Below are 15,497 nucleotides of genomic sequence, written 5' to 3'. Positions count from 1 at the left end.
GTGCTGCGTCGTCGGGGACGGCTCGCGTAAGGTGTATTCCTGACTTGGACGCTGCGGCGGGCCGACGCAGACTATCGGCATGCCATCCCGGCGCGATCCGAGCCGCGGATCGCCCGGAGCAAGGCATGCCATGTCTCCCGAAGGATGCGTGATCATCGTCGATGACGACGATGCCGTCCGGCAGTCGCTGACGTTCTCCCTCGCGCTCGAAGGCTTCCAGGTCAGGGCCTTTCGCAACGGCGAGGAGTTGCTCGCGGAACAGGAGCTGCCGGCGCGCGCGTGCATGGTCATAGACTACTGCATGCCTTCGCTCGACGGGCTGGCGCTGATCGGCCGCCTGCGGCAGAGCGCCATCGCGTTGCCCGCCATCCTGATCACGGCGAAGGCCAGCGCCGAAATCCGTCGGCTGGCGACGTTGTGCGGCTGCCGCGCCGTACTGGAAAAGCCGCTCGAGGATAGTTCGCTGGCGGACTGTATCAGGGACGCGCTGGCCAGCGGCGGCAGCGAAGCTTTTCGCAAGCAGGGATGAGACGGGGCCGCCCTGGATCTCAGGCCTCGACCCCGGCCACGGCCTTGTGGCACCAGTCGGCGATCTCGCCGGCATCGAGCGGCAGCGTGGCGAAGGTCTCGCCCGCGAAAGCCCGCCACTGCGGCAGATACTGGCGGTTGACGGCGATGACGGTCGGGATGCCCGCGGCAACCGCCATGCCGATCTCCTCGCGCAGGCCGCGGCCCTCGCCTTCGTGCTTGCCGAAGCGGTTGACGAACAGCACGTCCGGCCGCGCCTCGACAGCCTCGCGCAGCCAGCCGGCAGCGACGGTCAGGCCCGCCGTATCGAGCCGGCAGCCGCGCGCCTGAGGGCCGCGATCCTCGAAGATGCAGACCTGCCGCTGCATGCCGATATCGTCGAGATAGAGCGTTGCGCAGGCCTTGCCGCAGCCGGGCACGCCATGCTGCAGCAGGCCGCGCGGCTTCAGGCCACCGGCCTCGAGGCGCGCGACCGCCTGTGCGATGGCCGGGTCCGGCGCCTCGTCGCGCTCATGCACGAGAACCAAGATGCCGCATTCCTCGGAGCGGGTATCCACGTTTCGACCTCCTGTCATCCTTGCTTCGCGACGCGGCGTGCGCGGCGCTTCACGGCACGCCCTCGCTGCGCAGGCCGCCCGCTGCGTCGCAGCCGCAGGCCGCCTTGCCGCCGAGCAGGCGCAGCGCACTCGCATGGATATGCTCCGACCAGTCGTCGACGGGGGCCGGGTCGAGCGGCGTCTGCTCGGCCTGCATCTTGTCCGGCCCGTCGCGGCTGACGCCGAGATCGCGCACCAGCCCGTCCTTCAGGCCGTAGATCCAGCCATGGATGCGCAGGGTGTGCCCGGCGGTCCAGGCCGCCCGCACGATCGGCGTATGCGCGACGCGCTCCACCTGCGCCTCGACATTGAGCTCGCAGAGCAGGTTGAGCCGGGCCTCGTCGCTGGCGCCGGCATCGAAGCGGGCCCGCTCGCGTTCGTAGACCTCGACGACCGGTGCGAGCCAATGGTCGACCAGCGCCCCGGTCTGCCGTTCCAGAGCCCGGCGCACGCCGCCGCAGCCGTAATGGCCGCAGACGATGATGTCCTCCACCCCCAGCGCCTCGACCGCGAACTCGATCACCGACAGCAGGTTAAGGTCGCCGGTATGCATGACGTTCGCAATGTTGCGATGGACAAAGAGCTCACCCGGATCGAGCCCGACGATCTCGTTGGCCGGCACGCGCGAATCCGAGCAGCCGATCCAGAGGAACCGCGGTTCCTGCAGGGCGGAGAGACGGCGGAAATAGCCGGGCTCCTGGCGCGTCTTGGCGATCGCCCAGTCGACATTGCGGTCGAACAGCGCCTGGATCGAAACCTCAGCCATGGCTGCGCCCGCCGAGCACGATGCCGCGCCGGGCCGCCATGCGCCGGGCTAGCCCGTCGCGGTCCCCCGCGGTCAGGCGCAGCTCCGCCAGCGGAATCAGCACCGCATTCTCCACCGTGAGATGGCGGCGCTGGCCGCGCGAGAAGCTGGCCAGGGCGGTACGGAAACCGGCTCCGTCCCAATCAGCGGTTCCCCGCGCCCGCAGCCCGCCCGCAATGATCCCGGCCAGCCGGTCGTCCTCGGCGTGCTCCCGCGAGAGCAGGCCGAGCAGCCGCTCCGCGCCGTCCCGCGGCATGGCGCGCCGGCGGAGCAGCGGAAACAAATCCTCCTCCTCGTCGAGGACGTGCAGCGGCAGCTCATGCTCGATGCAGTGCAGGATCGCGTCGGCGGGGATGGCCGCAGAGCCCGGCGCTTCGGCGATGCCGTCGAGCAGCCGGCACAGGTCGCGCAAACGATGATGCTCGGCGACGATGAACTCGAGCGGACGCGCCAGCAACTCGCTGCGGACCGGGGCCAGTACATCGGTCTCGGCGGAAAGCTCAGTGACCGTGGCCGCAGGCATGAACCGTTTCCTTCGGCGGACGAAGGGCAAAGTGCAGGATGTTGCGCAGGCAGGCCTGGCCGGGATCGGTGGTCCGGCCCATGACGCCGATCAGGGAGACCCAATCCTCGTCGGAAGCCTGGCTGGAGAAGAGGTTGACGGCGCGGGCGGCGAAGCCGCCGGGCGTGAGCCCCTCGGCCGAGGCGGCCGTTTCGACACGGGCCAGCAGCACGAGATCGCCCAGCCCCACCAGCGTCTGCATCGCCATGGCTTCGTCGTCGAGGCGGGAGATGATGTCTCCAAGCAGCATGGCAATCGCCTCTCAGTGGACGTTGAGCTCGCCCGGCGACGGCAGGTCGATCCCCTCGATCCGGGCGCGGCCGAGCAGCCGCGCGACATATTGCGCCTGTGCCCGCTGCCGCACCGCTTCGCCGAGATAGGCCGCGATCCGCTCCTGCACGAGCTCGAAAGGCAGCAGGCTGCCCGCAATGGCCCTGTCGAGCCGGATGATGTGGAAGCCATAGGGCGTCTCGACCGGCTCGTGACCGATCGTGCCCGGTTCCATCGCCGCCAGGGCCTTCTCGAACGGTGGCGTCGTCTGGCCGCGGCCGATCTGGCCGAGATTGCCGCCGAGCTCGGCGGAAGGGCAGGCGGAATGCTGGCGCGCCAGCTCGGCGAAGCGACCGGGCGCGGCCGCCAGTTCGGCGATGGCGGCGCCAGCCTGCCGCCGCGCGCGCTCGTAGGCCTCGGCATCGTCACCCCGCGCCGCGAACAGGATATGCGACGCCTCGTAGAGATCGGAGCTGCGGAAGCGCCCGGCATTGCGCTCGTAATAGCGCCGGCACTCCTCCTCCGTCGGCTCGGGCACGCTGATGTCGCGCTCGACCAGGGCGCGCATCCGCGCCTCGTCCTCGGTCTCGCACCGGCCTTCCCCATCCGTCAGCGGCTCGGCCTCGATACCGAGCCGGACGACCTCCTGACCCAGGGCCTCGCGGATGACCAGCGCCAGGGCAGCGGCCTTCCAGGCGGCGGCAGGCGACGAGGCCGGATGGTTCTGGACCTCGCGCGAGATCATCGCCCGAGAGATCACGGCTCCGTTGACCTTGATCGGGGCCTTCGGGGCTGTGGTGACTGGCTGGGCCGAGCAGGACGACATGGCGGATATCCCGGGATGGGTTGCGTGCCGAGGCGGATACGTCAGTCAGCGGCGGGTTGCGCGGACCGGGGCGGAAACAGCCCCCTGGCCGGCAAGGGGCCGCTTCTTGGTACGCACGATCTGGTAGCCCGTCCGGCCGAGATACCAGACCGGCGCCGACCAGATGTGGACCAGGCGGGTGAACGGGAAGACGAGGAAGATCGTCATGCCGAGCAGAAGATGCGCCTTGAAGATCGGGTGCACGTCGGCGACATAGGCCGAGGCGCCCGGCTGCAGGGTGAGCGTCCCCTGGGCCCAGTTCATGAACTTGACCATCTCGTTCCCGTCCATATGGCCGAGCGACAGCGGAATGGTGAGAAGGCCGAGGATGAGCTGGGCATAGAGCATCAGCAGCACCGCAATGTCCGAAAAGGACGAGTTCTTGCGGATCCGCGGATCGAACAGGCGGCGATGGAGCAGCAGGCTCAGGCCGAGGAAGCACATCAGGCCGGCCAGCCCGCCGACGACGATCGCCAGCCCCTGCTTGAAGCCGTGCGAGATGCCCAGCGCGTCGAAGACGGCGATCGGGGTCAGCAGCCCGCCGGCATGGCCGAGGAAGATCACGAGCACACCGACATGGAACAGGACGGAGCCCGCGACGAGCTGTCTGCGGCGCAGGAGCTGGCTCGAATCCGCCTTCCAGCTGTATTGCTCGCGCTCGAAACGCACCAGCGACCCGAGCAGGAAGACCGTCAGGGCGAAATAGGGATACCAGCCGAACAGGATATGGTTGAGCGTCGCGTTCATGACGGCTGCTCCTCAATCGCGGGGTGACGCATAGGTGAAGCGGGTCTTGGGCCGCCGCACGGTGGCGACGCCGAGTCCGGGGGCCGGCCGCTTGGCCTGGCGCAGCTTGGCGGCGAGGTTCTCGACGCCGCAATCGGCACCTGCGCCGGGGCCGAAGCGGACCTCCTCCTCCTCCCAGGCGGCATCCAGCGCAGCCAGGTCGTTCGGGTCCTGCTCCGTCTCGGGCACGATCGCCTCGAACACCTCCGGCGCGGGCTTCGTCGCCGCGAGCGCGACCAGCGCCTCGAAGACGACGGCATAGGGCGTTTCCCGCTTGCGCAGCCGCTCGCCGAGCACCGTCATGACATGCGCCGGATCGGCCAGCACCACCCTCGCCTCCTGCGCCGGCAGCAGCGAGCAGTATTCGAGGAAGAGCGGCACGAAATCCGGCAGCTCCGTGCCCTCGATGGTGAAGCCGGCCGCCTCGTAGACGCTTTTCAGGTCGACCATGGCCTGGCCGCGGTCGCGGCTTTCGCCATGGACATGCTCGAACAGATGCAGCGACAGGGAGCGCGTCCGGTCGAAGAGCATCACATAGCGCTCCTGCGCATCGTAGAGGTCCGCCTCCTCCAGCATGCGCAGCAGCGGCTCCAGCGCCGCCGGATCGACGACGGCCTCTTCCGCCAGCACCGAGCGGATCTCCGGAATCGCCGCCACCAGCTCCCGGCTCGGATAGTTCAGCAGGGCGGAGAAGGCCTTGAGGGTTTTCATCTGATGTCTCCGGGCGGCTCGGCCGCCGAGCGCTACCGGAACGTTACCGGCTTGCGAAAAGCGCGACGTTGAGCTGCGGCAAACGGGATTCGGGCGAAATCCGCAGCCCGCCGCAGGACGGGCTGCGGGGGAAGCAGATTGCGTCAGGCGACTTCCATCGGCGTCTTCGCCGGCTTGGGCGAACCGAACAGGTTGGTGCCGCTCGTGCCACCGGCGCAGCCATTGCCGAAGGAGAAGCCGCAGGAGCCGCGCAGATCGTAGGCATCCTCGATTCCCATCTCGCGATGGTTGGTCGGGATGACGAAGCGATCCTCGTAATTCGCGATCGCCATGATCTTGTACATTTCCTCGACCTGCGCGCCGGACAGGCCGACGGCCTTCGCCAGCGCTTCGTCGATGACGCCGTCGATGGTCTTGGCCCGCATATAGGCCCGCATCGCGAGCATGCGCTCCAGGCCGATGACGATCGGCTGTTCCTTGCCCGCGGTCAGCAGATTGGCGAGGTATTTGACCGGGATGCGCAGGCTCTTGACGTCCGGCATCTCGCCATCGATCCCGATCTTGCCTGCCGACGCCGCCGAGGTGATCGGCGAGAGCGGCGGCACGTACCAGACCATCGGCAGCGTCCGGTATTCGGGATGGAGCGGGAAGGCGATCTTCCACTCGATCGCCATCTTGTAGACCGGCGAACGCCTGGCGGCTTCCAGCCAGGCCTCGGGCACGCCCTCGCGCCGGGCCGCCTCGATCACCGCCGGATCATGCGGGTCGAGGAAGATGCCGAGCTGCTCGTCGTAGAGGTCCTGCTCGTTCTCGGTCGAGGCGGCAGCCTCGATCCGGTCGGCGTCGTAGAGGATCACGCCGAGATAGCGGATGCGGCCGACGCAGGTCTCGGAACACACCGTCGGCATGCCGGCCTCGAGGCGCGGGTAGCAGAGCGTGCACTTCTCCGACTTACCGGAAGACCAGTTGTAGTAGATCTTCTTGTAGGGACAGGCCGAGACGCACATGCGCCAGCCGCGGCACTTGTCCTGGTCGATCAGGACGACGCCGTCCTCCTCGCGCTTGTAGATCGCGCCCGAGGGGCAGGCCGAGACGCAGGCCGGGTTGAGGCAGTGCTCGCACAGCCTCGGCAGATACATCATGAAGGTGTTTTCGAACTGGCCATAGATCTCCTGCTGGACGCCGTCGAAATTCTTGTCGAGCTTGCGCTTCGAGAACTCGCCGCCGAGGATCTCCTCCCAGTTCGGGCCCCACTCGATCTTCTCCATCCGCTCGCCGGTGATCTTCGAGAGCGGGCGGGCGGTGGGGAAGGCCTGGAGCTCGGGCGCCTTCTGCAGGTGCCCGTAATCGAAGTCGAACGGCTCGTAATAGTCGTCGATCTCCGGCAGGTCGGGATTGGCGAAGATCTTAGCCAGGACCCGCCATTTCGAGCCGATCCGCGGTTCGATCCGGCCGTCCTTGCGACGGCGCCAGCCGCCGTTCCACTTGTCCTGGTTCTCCCATTGCTTGGGATAACCGATGCCTGGCTTGGTCTCGACGTTGTTGAACCAGGCGTATTCCATGCCTTCGCGATTGGTCCAGACGTTCTTGCAGGTCACCGAGCAGGTGTGGCAGCCGATGCACTTGTCGAGGTTCAGCACCATCGCGATCTGAGCGCGGACTTTCATGTCGATATCCTCTTACTCGGCAGCGTGGAGCTTGGGGCCGCGCCGGGCGCTGCCTTCGTCGAAGGGGCCTTCCAGCCAGTCGACCGAGCCCATCTTGCGGACGACGACGAACTCGTCGCGGTTAGAACCGACGGTTCCGTAGTAGTTGAAGCCGTAGGAGAGCTGCACGTAGCCGCCGATCATGTGGGTCGGCTTCAGGACGGCGCGGGTGACCGAGTTATGGATGCCGCCGCGCTGCCCGGTGATGCCGGAGCCGGGCGTGTTCACGATCTTCTCCTGCGCATGGTACATCATGCACATGCCGTCCTTGACGCGCTGGGAGACGACCGCCCGCGCCGAGATGGCACCGTTGACGTTGAAGACGTCGATCCAATCATTGTCGACGATGCCGGCCTTCGCCGCATCCCGCTCCGAGATCCAGACCACAGGCCCGCCGCGATTAAGCGTCAGCATCAGCAGGTTGTCGGAATAGGTGGAGTGGATGCCCCATTTCTGGTGCGGCGTGATGAAGTTCAGCACGATCTCCGGATTGCCGTTGGCGACCTTGCCCTGGACCGGCGTTATCGTCTTGAGATCGACTGGCGGGCGGTAGAGGCAGAAGCCCTCGCCGAAAGCCCGCATCCAGAGATGGTCCTGGTAGAGCTGCTGGCGCCCGGTCAGCGTCCGCCACGGGATCAGCTCGTGGACGTTGGTGTAGCAGGCGTTGTAGCAGACCTTCTCGGATTCCAGCCCCGACCAGATCGGCGAGGAGATGATCTTGCGCGGCTGCGCGACCACGTCGCGGAAGCGGATCTTCTCGTCCTCCTTCGGCAAGGCGAGATGCTCATGGTCGCGGCCGGTCGCCTTGCCGAGGCTCTCCCAGGCCTTGACCGCGACCTCGCCATTGGTCTCGGGCGCCAGCATCAGCAGGACCTCGCAGGCGTCGATCGCGGTGTCGATCCGCGCCAACCCCTTGGTCGGTCCCTCCTCGGCGACGACGCCGTTGAGCTCCTTGAGCAACTCGACCTCGTGCTCGGTGTTCCAGGCCATGCCCTTGCCGCCATTGCCGATCTTGGACATTAGCGGGCCGAGAGAGGTGAAGCGCTTGTAGAGATTGGGATAATCGCGCTCGACCACGGTGATGCTCGGCATGGTCTTGCCGGGGATCGGATCGATCTCGCCCTTCTTCCAGTCCTTGACGTCGAAGGGCTGGGCGATCTCGGCCGGCGTGTCGTGCATGATCGGGGTCAGCACCACGTCCTGCTCGACGCCGAGCACCTCGGGCGCCACCTTCGAGAAGCTGGCAGCGATGCCCTTGTAGATCTCCCAGTCCGAGCGCGACTCCCAGACCGGATCCACCGCCGCCGTCAGCGGATGGATGAAGGGGTGCATGTCGGAGGTGTTGAGGTCGTCCTTCTCGTACCAGGTGGCCGTCGGCAGGACGATGTCCGAGTAGACGCAGGTGGTCGACATGCGGAAGTCGAGCGTCACCAGCAGGTCGAGTTTCCCTTCGGGCGCCTCGTCGTGCCAGACGACCTCCTTCGCCTTCTGCCGCCCCTCCTCGCCAAGGTCCTTGCCAAGCACGCCGTGGCTGGTGCCGAGCAGGTGCTTGAGGAAATACTCATGCCCTTTGCCCGAGGAACCGAGCAGGTTCGAGCGCCAGACGAAGAGGTTGCGCGGCCAGTTCTTCGGATTGTCCGGGTCCTCGCAGGACATTCTGAGCTCGCCCGATTTCAGGCCGCCGGCGACATAGTCCTTCGGCTCCAGCCCGGCGGCCTTCGCCTTGGCGGCGATGCCCAGCGGGTTCTGCTCGAGCTGTGGCGCAGAGGGCAGCCAGCCCATCCGCTCGGCCCGGATGTTGTAGTCGATGATCGCGCCGTCCCAAGGGCCGGCCGGCGCCGTCGGGGAGAGGATCTCCTTCACGTCCAGCGTCTCGTAGCGCCACTGGTCGGTATGGGCGTAGAAACAGGAGGTCGAGTTCTGCTGCCGGCTGGGGCGGCCCCAGTCGAGTGCGAAGGCGAGCGGGGCCCAGCCCGATTGCGGCCTGAGCTTCTCCTGGCCCACATAATGCGACCAGCCGCCCCCCGACTGCCCGACGCAGCCGCACATGACGAGCATGTTGATGGCGCCGCGGTAGTTCATGTCCATGTGGTACCAATGGTTCATCGCCGCGCCGATGATGATCATCGAGCGCCCATTGGTCTTTTCGGCGTTGCGGGCGAATTCGCGTGCGACCGTGATGATCTGGTCGCGCGGCACGCCGGTGATCTTCTCGGCCCAGGCCGGGGTATAGGGCACGTCGTCGTCATAGGAGTTGGCGACGTTCTCGCCGCCGAAGCGGTCGACGCCGTAATTGGCCAGGAACAGGTCGTAGACGGTGGCGACCAGCGCCTCGCCTTCGGCGAGCTTCAGCTTCTTCACCGGGATGCGGCGCTCCAGCACGCTCGCATGATCCGTTCCGGTGAAGTGGTCGTGCTCGATATTGCCGAAATAGGGGAAGGCAACGTTCTCGAAGCCGTCGGCGACATCGTAGAGCGAGAGGCGTAGATCGACGGGCGCACCGTCCGAGCGCTTGGCCTCGAGGTTCCATTTGCCCTTCTCGCCCCAGCGGAAGCCGACGGAGCCGAGCGGCGCCACGAGCTCGCCGCTCGCCGCATCGAAGGACAGCGTCTTCCATTCCGGATTGTTGGCCTCGCCCAGGCCGCCGTCGAGATCGCTCGCACGCAGGAAGCGCTCGGGCACCAGACGGCCATCCTGCTCCACCAGCCGGACCAGCATCGGCATGTCGGTGTAGCGCTTGGCATAATCGGTGAAGTAGGGGACCTGCCGATCGACATGGAACTCGCGCAGGATGACATGGCCCATCGCCATGCCGAGCGCGGCATCCGTGCCCTGCTTCACCGAGACCCACAGATCGGCGAATTTCGAGGCCTCCGAATAGTCGGGGCAGATCACGACGCTCTTGGCGCCGCGATAGCGCGCCTCCGTGTAGAAATGCGCGTCGGGCGTGCGGGTCTGGGGCACGTTCGAGCCCCAGAGGATGAGGAAGCCGGAATTGTACCAGTCGGCCGATTCCGGCACGTCCGTCTGCTCGCCCCAGGTCTGCGGGGAAGCGGGCGGAAGGTCGCAATACCAGTCGTAGAACGACATGCAGACGCCGCCGAGCAGCGAGAGGTAGCGCGCCCCGGCGGCATAGGAGACCATCGACATCGCCGGGATCGGCGAGAAGCCGAAGACGCGGTCGGGACCGTAGGTCTTCGCCGTATAGGCGTTGGCCGCCCCGATGATCTCGTTGACCTCGTCCCAGCTCGCCCGCACGAGGCCGCCATGGCCGCGCCTGGTGGTGTAGGCCGCGCGCTTCTGCGGGTTCTCGACGATCGAGGCCCAGGCCGCGACCGGCGTCATCAGCACGCGCGCCTCGCGCCAGAGCTTGAGCAGCCGCGAGCGGATCAGCGGATACTTCACCCGGTTGGCCGAGTAGAGGTACCAGGAATAGGAGGCGCCGCGGGCGCAGCCGCGCGGTTCATGGTTGGGCAGTTCGGGGCGGGTACGCGGGTAGTCGGTCTGCTGCGTCTCCCAGGTGACGATCCCGCCCTTGACGTAGACCTTCCACGAACAGGAGCCGGTGCAGTTCACGCCATGGGTCGAGCGCACGATCTTGTCGTGCTGCCAGCGCTTCCGGTAGCCCTCCTCCCAGCGCCGGTCCTCGTTGGTGGTGATGCCGTGGCCGTCCGAGAAAGCGTCGACGACCCGGTTGAAGAAGGTCAGTCGGTCGAGAAAGTGGCTCATCTCAAATCCTTTCGGCCTCAGGCGCGAAGCCGTCCTCTGGAGCGAGGGAACGCTGGCGCTGGTGGTAGCCGGGCCGGGCCGCAGGGCCCATTTAGAGTTTTTCCTAAGTAGTCTTGCGGAGGTCCGGGCCGGGCTGCAGCCCGGACCTTCACGGGGTTCAGCTGGCCGGCTGGGCCGCGACCGCGCTGGCGGAGCGGACGCGCTCGACATCCCAGAGCAGGCCGCCGCGGCGCGTGTAGACCGCCCAGGTCAAGAGCACGCAGGTGACGTAGAAGCCGAGGAAGCCGTAGAGCGCCGCCTCGATCCCCCCGGTCGCCGCGATCGAGGAGCCATAGGCCTTGGGAATGAAGAAGGCGCCATAGGCCGCGACCGCCGAGGTGAAGCCGATGATCGCCGCCGATTCCTTCTCGGCCTGCTTGACCTGCTCGCCGGGGCCGAGCTGCGGCTCGAGCCGCGGGATCTCCTTGCGCATGATCGCGGGGATCATCTGGAAGGTCGAGGCGTTGCCGACGCCGGTCGCGAAGAACAGCACCAGGAAGCTCGCGAAGAACACCGGGAAACTGTGCTGCGCCAGGCCGAAGAGCGCACCGCCGACGCCGGCCATCATCAGGACGAAGACCCACAGTGTCACCCGCCCGCCGCCGAAGCGATCGGCGATCCAGCCGGTAAAGGAGCGCGAGAGCGCGCCGACCAGCGGGCCGAGGAAGGCGAGCTGCAGGGCGTTGACCTCGGGGAACTGCGTCTTCGCAACCAGCGGAAACGCCGCCGAATAACCGATGAAGGAGCCGAAGGTGCCGGTATAGAGCCAGCACATCACCCAGTTGTGCCGGCGCCTGAAGATCACCGCCTGCTCCGCGAAGGAGGCCTTCATCGAGGCGATGTCGTTCATGCCGAACCAGGCGGCGAAGGCGGAAACCGCGATGAAGGGCACCCAGACGAAGCCGGCATTCTGCAGCCAGAGCTGGGTCGTCCGTCCCGCCTCGGTCGCGAGCTGCGGCTCGCCGCCGAGCGCCCCGAACACGCCGGCGGTGATGACGAGCGGGATCACGAACTGGACCACGCTGACGCCGAGATTGCCGAGCCCGGCATTGAGCGCGAGGGCGTTGCCCTTCTCGGACTTCGGGAAGAAGAACGAGATATTGGCCATGGAGGAGGCGAAGTTGCCGCCGCCGAAGCCGCAGAGCAGCGCGAGCCCGAGGAAGACGACATAGGGCGTGTTCGGATCGCGCACCGCATAGCCGATCCCGACCGCCGGCAGCATCAGCGACCAGGTCGCGACCGTGGTCCACAGCCGGCCGCCGAAGATCGGCGGCATGAAGGCGTAGAACACGCGCAGCGTCGCGCCCGACAGGCCCGGCAGGGCCGCCAGCCAGAAGAGCTGGTCCGTGCTGAACTTGAAGCCCACGCTCGGCAGCTTCGCCACGACGACCGACCACACCATCCAGACCGCGAAGGAGAGCAGCAGGCTGGGGATCGAGATGAAGAGGTTGCGGCGGGCGATGGCGCGCCCGCTCTGCGCCCAGAACTGCGGGTCTTCGGGGCGCCAGTCCTGCAGCGTCTTGCCGGTCAGCGCGCCGGCAAGCTCCGGCGAATGGATCGGCTGCATCTCGGGCAGCTGCGGCAGCTTGGCCAGCTCCTTGCCGGCGACGCCTTCCTCCATGGTGCGGACGGCCATGTGCATCCAGACCAGGGAGACCGTCACGATCAGGAAGAGCAGCATGAAGCAGCTCGTCCAGATCCCGGTCAGGTCGTTGAGCACGCCGAAGGCGATCGGCAGGATGAAGCCGCCAAGGCCGCCGATCATGCCGACGAGGCCGCCGACCGCGCCGACATTCTGCGGATAATAGACCGGGATGTGCTTGAACACGGCCGCCTTGCCGAGGCTCATGAAGAAGCCGAGCACGAAGACGAGGCCGATGAAGACCGGCAGGCTGACCTCGGTGTGGAAGGCGATCGGCCCGGAGATGCCCTTCACGACATAATCCGTCGGCGGATAGCTCAGGAGGAAGGTGCAGCCGATCGAGACCAGGAAGGTCCAGTACATGACGCGCCTTGCGCCGTACTTGTCCGAGAGATGGCCGCCATAGGCGCGGAAGATCGAGGCCGGGACCGAGTAGAAGGCGGCGATCATGCCGGCGGCCTTGATGTCGAGCCCGTAGACACCGATCAGATATTGCGGCAGCCACAGCGACAGCGCGACGAAGGCGCCGAAGACGAAGAAGTAGTAGAGCGAGAAACGCCAGACCTGGACATTCTTGAGCGGCTCGAGTTCGAGCCAGGCGCTCTTCGGCCGCTCACCCGTGCGCCTCCGCTCGACGATGACGGGATCGTCCGCGGTTCCCAACCAGAACAGCACGGCCATGACGACGAGCCCAGCCGCCCAGATCTGCGCCACGCTCTGCCAGCCATAGGCGATGAGCACGAAGGGCGCGACGAACTTGGTCACGGCCGCTCCGACATTGCCCGCCCCGAAGATGCCGAGCGCCGTCCCCTGCTTGCCTGCCGGATACCAGCGCGAGACATAGGCGACGCCGACCGCGAAGGAGCCGCCCGCGATGCCGACGCCGAGCGCGGCGAGCAGCATCTGCGGATAGGTCTGGGCGTAGGACAGCAGGAAGGTCGCGCCGGCGCCTGCGAGCATGACCAGCGAGAAGACGCGCCGCCCGCCGTAATAATCGGTCCAGATGCCCAGCACGACGCGGATGAGCGAACCCGTCAGGATCGGCGTTCCGACGAGCAGGCCGAACTGGGTCTCGCTCAGCCCGAGCTCCTGTTTGATCCGGACGCCGATGATCGAGAAGATCGTCCAGACCGCGAAGCAGGCGGTGAAGGCGATGGTCGAGAGCCAGAGCGCTCTCCCCTGCTCGCCCGGAGATATGGCTGACTGACGTTCCATGGTTCCGGCCTCAATCGGCAGAAGTGCCGTCGACCGCGAACCAAGTCCAAAATCACCCTGCAGGAGTTGCGGCAGATCAACAATTTACCGCGTTCACCCGCAAACCGTGTCCGCACTTAAGGGGTTTTGCGGAGGGCATAGGCGATCGCACACAAGATCCTCCGTACATCGCTTTGCAACGTGCCCTGTATGCTTGACGCAAGAGCGGCATTATTCGCGCTGCCAAGACCGTGAAGCATCATTCGCCGTCTCCTCGGCGACGCTACCGTCCGGCCGGCAGGGCGACGATCCGCGCGAGACGATGACAGGACCGCCGTTCTGGCGATTCTCGAGGCGAAATCAGCGCCTGCCGGAGAGTTGCACCACCCCGGCGGTGAAGCCGAACGGCGTTCCATCCGGCGTCAGCCGGATTGCTGGCCCACGATCTCGACCAGGCGCCGAGCGTTCGTCTGGATATGCTGGTTGTTGGAATCGATTTCCTTCAGACCGTCGGTGAGCGCCCCCTGAAAGGTCTCGAGATCCGCGATCAGTTCGCTCAACCCGCTCCGGATGACCGTTTGGCGCGCGCTTTCCACTTTTCCCATGATCCGCGTCACCTCCAGGCCGGCCGCGAGCCGCCTCATCTCGGCACAATCCTGGCGAAAGCTGCTGACGCGGTCATTGATCGCAGTCAGGCCGTCGATCGCCTTCTGCCGGTAAGCGATCCGCTGATCGTCCAGGAGCCGCATCTCCTCGTGTTGATCCTGCCCCTCCAGATCGACCGACAGGGCAATTTCCCGGGAAAACTGCTCTGCAGCCTCACGCTGGATCGTTGCCGTGCAAACGAAGAAGAAGCCGTCGTTTATCGTCCGGAGCACGCCAGCCGCCGACGCGATGAACCGATCCATGTTGCTCCTGATCTCACTGGAAATCAGGCTGTAATTGCTGGAGATGGTATCGATGACTGCTCCGGACTGGCCGAGATGCGCCGCCTGGACGCGCAGATTGACAGGCACGTGTTCGCTTCGGGCGTAGGCTGCGAAGATCAACCCGGCCTGATGCAGGAGCGATCGCGCAGCCGCCACCAACTCGCCGAAATAGGTGATCACGGCATCCGGATGGCAGCCCAGATGCCGATTGCGCGCCATGATCTCCTGGCTCAGCGCCGCCGCCATGAATGAGGCGTAGTCCTCGAAGCCGAGCACGGCGAGACGCTGCAGCAAGACCTCGGCGCCGATCCGGGCGCCCGCCTTGTTGTCGCTGACGGTCGCAATGAGCGACGCGTATTCCTCCGCGACCGCTGCGGATAATGGGCTGCTCGGCTTCAACCGGACGGACAGATAGCCGCCCTCGATCGGCGTGACGACCGCGAAAACCCAGTAATAGCGGCCGTCCTTCGCCCGGTTCTTGACATAGGCGCCGACCGGCTCGCCCCGTTTGATCATGTCCCACAACAGCCAGAACACGCCTTTCGGCATGTCGGGGTGCCGGATGATATTGTGCGGCCTCCTGATAAGCTCGCTCCACCCGTAGAGACTCACCCGTTGAAATACGCTGTTGCCGGCCAGAATAACGCCGCGCTGGTCGGTCCGCGAAAAGAACAGCTCCTCGAATGCGAACGGAACCTCGTTGTCGACGATCGGAACTCTGGCGCGAATGCCCGTCATCTCGGAATCCATTCGCCCCCCCCAAAGCCCAGCAGCGGCCAGCGGCGAAGGCGCGTCGACAATCGCCAGAACGTCGCATTCCCCCAGGGACCGAGGTATCTCAGACTGGCAGACGCGATCGTATTAAGGTCTGTTACGTAAGGGGAATCTCGGTTTCGCTGATGGCACCGATGAGCGTCCGGCAACGCACGCCGAGAACCTCGCCGGCCCGGCACCAAGGCCTCATTCACGGCGCGCCCTCGTCGGAAGCCGGAGGAGAGCGGGGCCGTCGATCAGAGGATTGGGAATGCCGGTCTGAGCCTGCACATGGTCGGCCAGCGATAGGCCTCATGGAACGTGCCGAAATCGATGATGAGATCGGACTTCTCCGCAAGCAGGCGCTCGAGGGTCAGCGCAG

Annotated in this window: 11 protein-coding genes and 1 pseudogene; 1 reads left to right on the top strand and 11 read right to left on the bottom strand. The window is 66.3% G+C overall.

The genetic code is table 11. From position 1 onward, the window contains the following. Nucleotides 1–148: 148 nt before the first annotated feature. On the top strand, nucleotides 149–529 hold the full coding sequence (locus AC3RCC_RS02470; RefSeq protein WP_452118231.1) for a response regulator transcription factor: 381 nt from the start codon (nucleotides 149–151) through the stop codon (nucleotides 527–529). Nucleotides 530–548: 19 nt separating this feature from the next. Here AC3RCC_RS02470 and AC3RCC_RS02465 read toward each other — a convergent pair whose 3' ends face one another. The 11 genes and pseudogenes from AC3RCC_RS02465 to AC3RCC_RS02415 all read right to left on the bottom strand — a co-directional run bounded on the left by AC3RCC_RS02465 (nucleotide 549) and on the right by AC3RCC_RS02415 (nucleotide 15,100). Further along, the gene (locus AC3RCC_RS02465) at nucleotides 549–1,085 is read right to left on the bottom strand and encodes a DUF2478 domain-containing protein (protein WP_492257486.1); all 537 of its coding nucleotides are present in this window, start codon (nucleotides 1,083–1,085) and stop codon (nucleotides 549–551) included. Nucleotides 1,086–1,305: 220 nt separating this feature from the next. Then, a pseudogene (locus AC3RCC_RS02460) lies at nucleotides 1,306–1,890 on the bottom strand (carbonic anhydrase); the annotation flags it as partial. Further along, the gene (locus AC3RCC_RS02455; protein WP_492257485.1) at nucleotides 1,883–2,452 is read right to left on the bottom strand and encodes a hemerythrin domain-containing protein; all 570 of its coding nucleotides are present in this window, start codon (nucleotides 2,450–2,452) and stop codon (nucleotides 1,883–1,885) included. The pseudogene AC3RCC_RS02460 and the gene AC3RCC_RS02455, both read right to left, overlap by 8 nt. Beyond that, nucleotides 2,430–2,741: a hypothetical protein gene (locus AC3RCC_RS02450; RefSeq protein ID WP_291641458.1), complete on the bottom strand. Its 312-nt coding sequence runs from the start codon at nucleotides 2,739–2,741 to the stop codon at nucleotides 2,430–2,432. The genes AC3RCC_RS02455 and AC3RCC_RS02450 overlap by 23 nt, the downstream gene beginning before the upstream one ends. Nucleotides 2,742–2,753: 12 nt before the next feature. Next, nucleotides 2,754–3,587: a peptidylprolyl isomerase gene (locus AC3RCC_RS02445; RefSeq protein WP_492257484.1), complete on the bottom strand. Its 834-nt coding sequence runs from the start codon at nucleotides 3,585–3,587 to the stop codon at nucleotides 2,754–2,756. Between the two features lie 45 nt (nucleotides 3,588–3,632). Further along, entirely contained in the window at nucleotides 3,633–4,373 is a 741-nt protein-coding gene (narI, locus tag AC3RCC_RS02440; protein ID WP_492257483.1) for a respiratory nitrate reductase subunit gamma, read from the bottom strand. Nucleotides 4,374–4,385: 12 nt separating this feature from the next. Further along, a complete protein-coding gene (narJ, locus tag AC3RCC_RS02435; RefSeq protein ID WP_291640312.1) occupies nucleotides 4,386–5,123 on the bottom strand; it encodes a nitrate reductase molybdenum cofactor assembly chaperone in 738 nt (245 codons plus the stop codon). 143 nt (nucleotides 5,124–5,266) lie between these two features. Next, nucleotides 5,267–6,790 (bottom strand): nitrate reductase subunit beta, encoded by a 1,524-nt coding sequence (gene narH / locus AC3RCC_RS02430; protein WP_492257482.1) that lies wholly within the window; start codon nucleotides 6,788–6,790, stop codon nucleotides 5,267–5,269. 12 nt (nucleotides 6,791–6,802) lie between these two features. Continuing rightward, nucleotides 6,803–10,558 (bottom strand): nitrate reductase subunit alpha, encoded by a 3,756-nt coding sequence (locus tag AC3RCC_RS02425; protein WP_492257481.1) that lies wholly within the window; start codon nucleotides 10,556–10,558, stop codon nucleotides 6,803–6,805. A gap of 157 nt (nucleotides 10,559–10,715) precedes the next feature. Then, nucleotides 10,716–13,454, bottom strand: coding sequence for a nitrate/nitrite transporter (locus tag AC3RCC_RS02420; RefSeq protein WP_492257480.1), 2,739 nt, complete (start codon nucleotides 13,452–13,454; stop codon nucleotides 10,716–10,718). Nucleotides 13,455–13,855: 401 nt separating this feature from the next. Continuing rightward, complete coding sequence (locus tag AC3RCC_RS02415) at nucleotides 13,856–15,100, bottom strand: PAS domain-containing protein (protein ID WP_492257479.1); 1,245 nt, start codon at nucleotides 15,098–15,100, stop codon at nucleotides 13,856–13,858. Nucleotides 15,101–15,497 lie beyond the last annotated feature (397 nt).

Source organism: Allobosea sp. GW823-FHT01F03 (genome assembly GCF_058798075.1).
Note: the sequence above shows the minus strand (reverse complement) of the source record. Positions and strands in the feature narration are given on the sequence as shown.

Bases quoted from the DNA above. Each gene is read 5' to 3' on its own strand.
- AC3RCC_RS02420 (WP_492257480.1), bottom strand. From the start codon at position 13,454: ATGGAACGTCAGTCAGCCATATCTCCGGGCGAGCAGGGGAGAGCGCTC.
- narJ (WP_291640312.1), bottom strand. From the start codon at position 5,123: ATGAAAACCCTCAAGGCCTTCTCCGCCCTGCTGAACTATCCGAGCCGG.
- AC3RCC_RS02455 (WP_492257485.1), bottom strand. From the start codon at position 2,452: ATGCCTGCGGCCACGGTCACTGAGCTTTCCGCCGAGACCGATGTACTG.
- narH (WP_492257482.1), bottom strand. From the start codon at position 6,790: ATGAAAGTCCGCGCTCAGATCGCGATGGTGCTGAACCTCGACAAGTGC.
- narI (WP_492257483.1), bottom strand. From the start codon at position 4,373: ATGAACGCGACGCTCAACCATATCCTGTTCGGCTGGTATCCCTATTTC.
- AC3RCC_RS02415 (WP_492257479.1), bottom strand. From the start codon at position 15,100: ATGACGGGCATTCGCGCCAGAGTTCCGATCGTCGACAACGAGGTTCCG.
- AC3RCC_RS02445 (WP_492257484.1), bottom strand. From the start codon at position 3,587: ATGTCGTCCTGCTCGGCCCAGCCAGTCACCACAGCCCCGAAGGCCCCG.
- AC3RCC_RS02425 (WP_492257481.1), bottom strand. From the start codon at position 10,558: ATGAGCCACTTTCTCGACCGACTGACCTTCTTCAACCGGGTCGTCGAC.
- AC3RCC_RS02450 (WP_291641458.1), bottom strand. From the start codon at position 2,741: ATGCTGCTTGGAGACATCATCTCCCGCCTCGACGACGAAGCCATGGCG.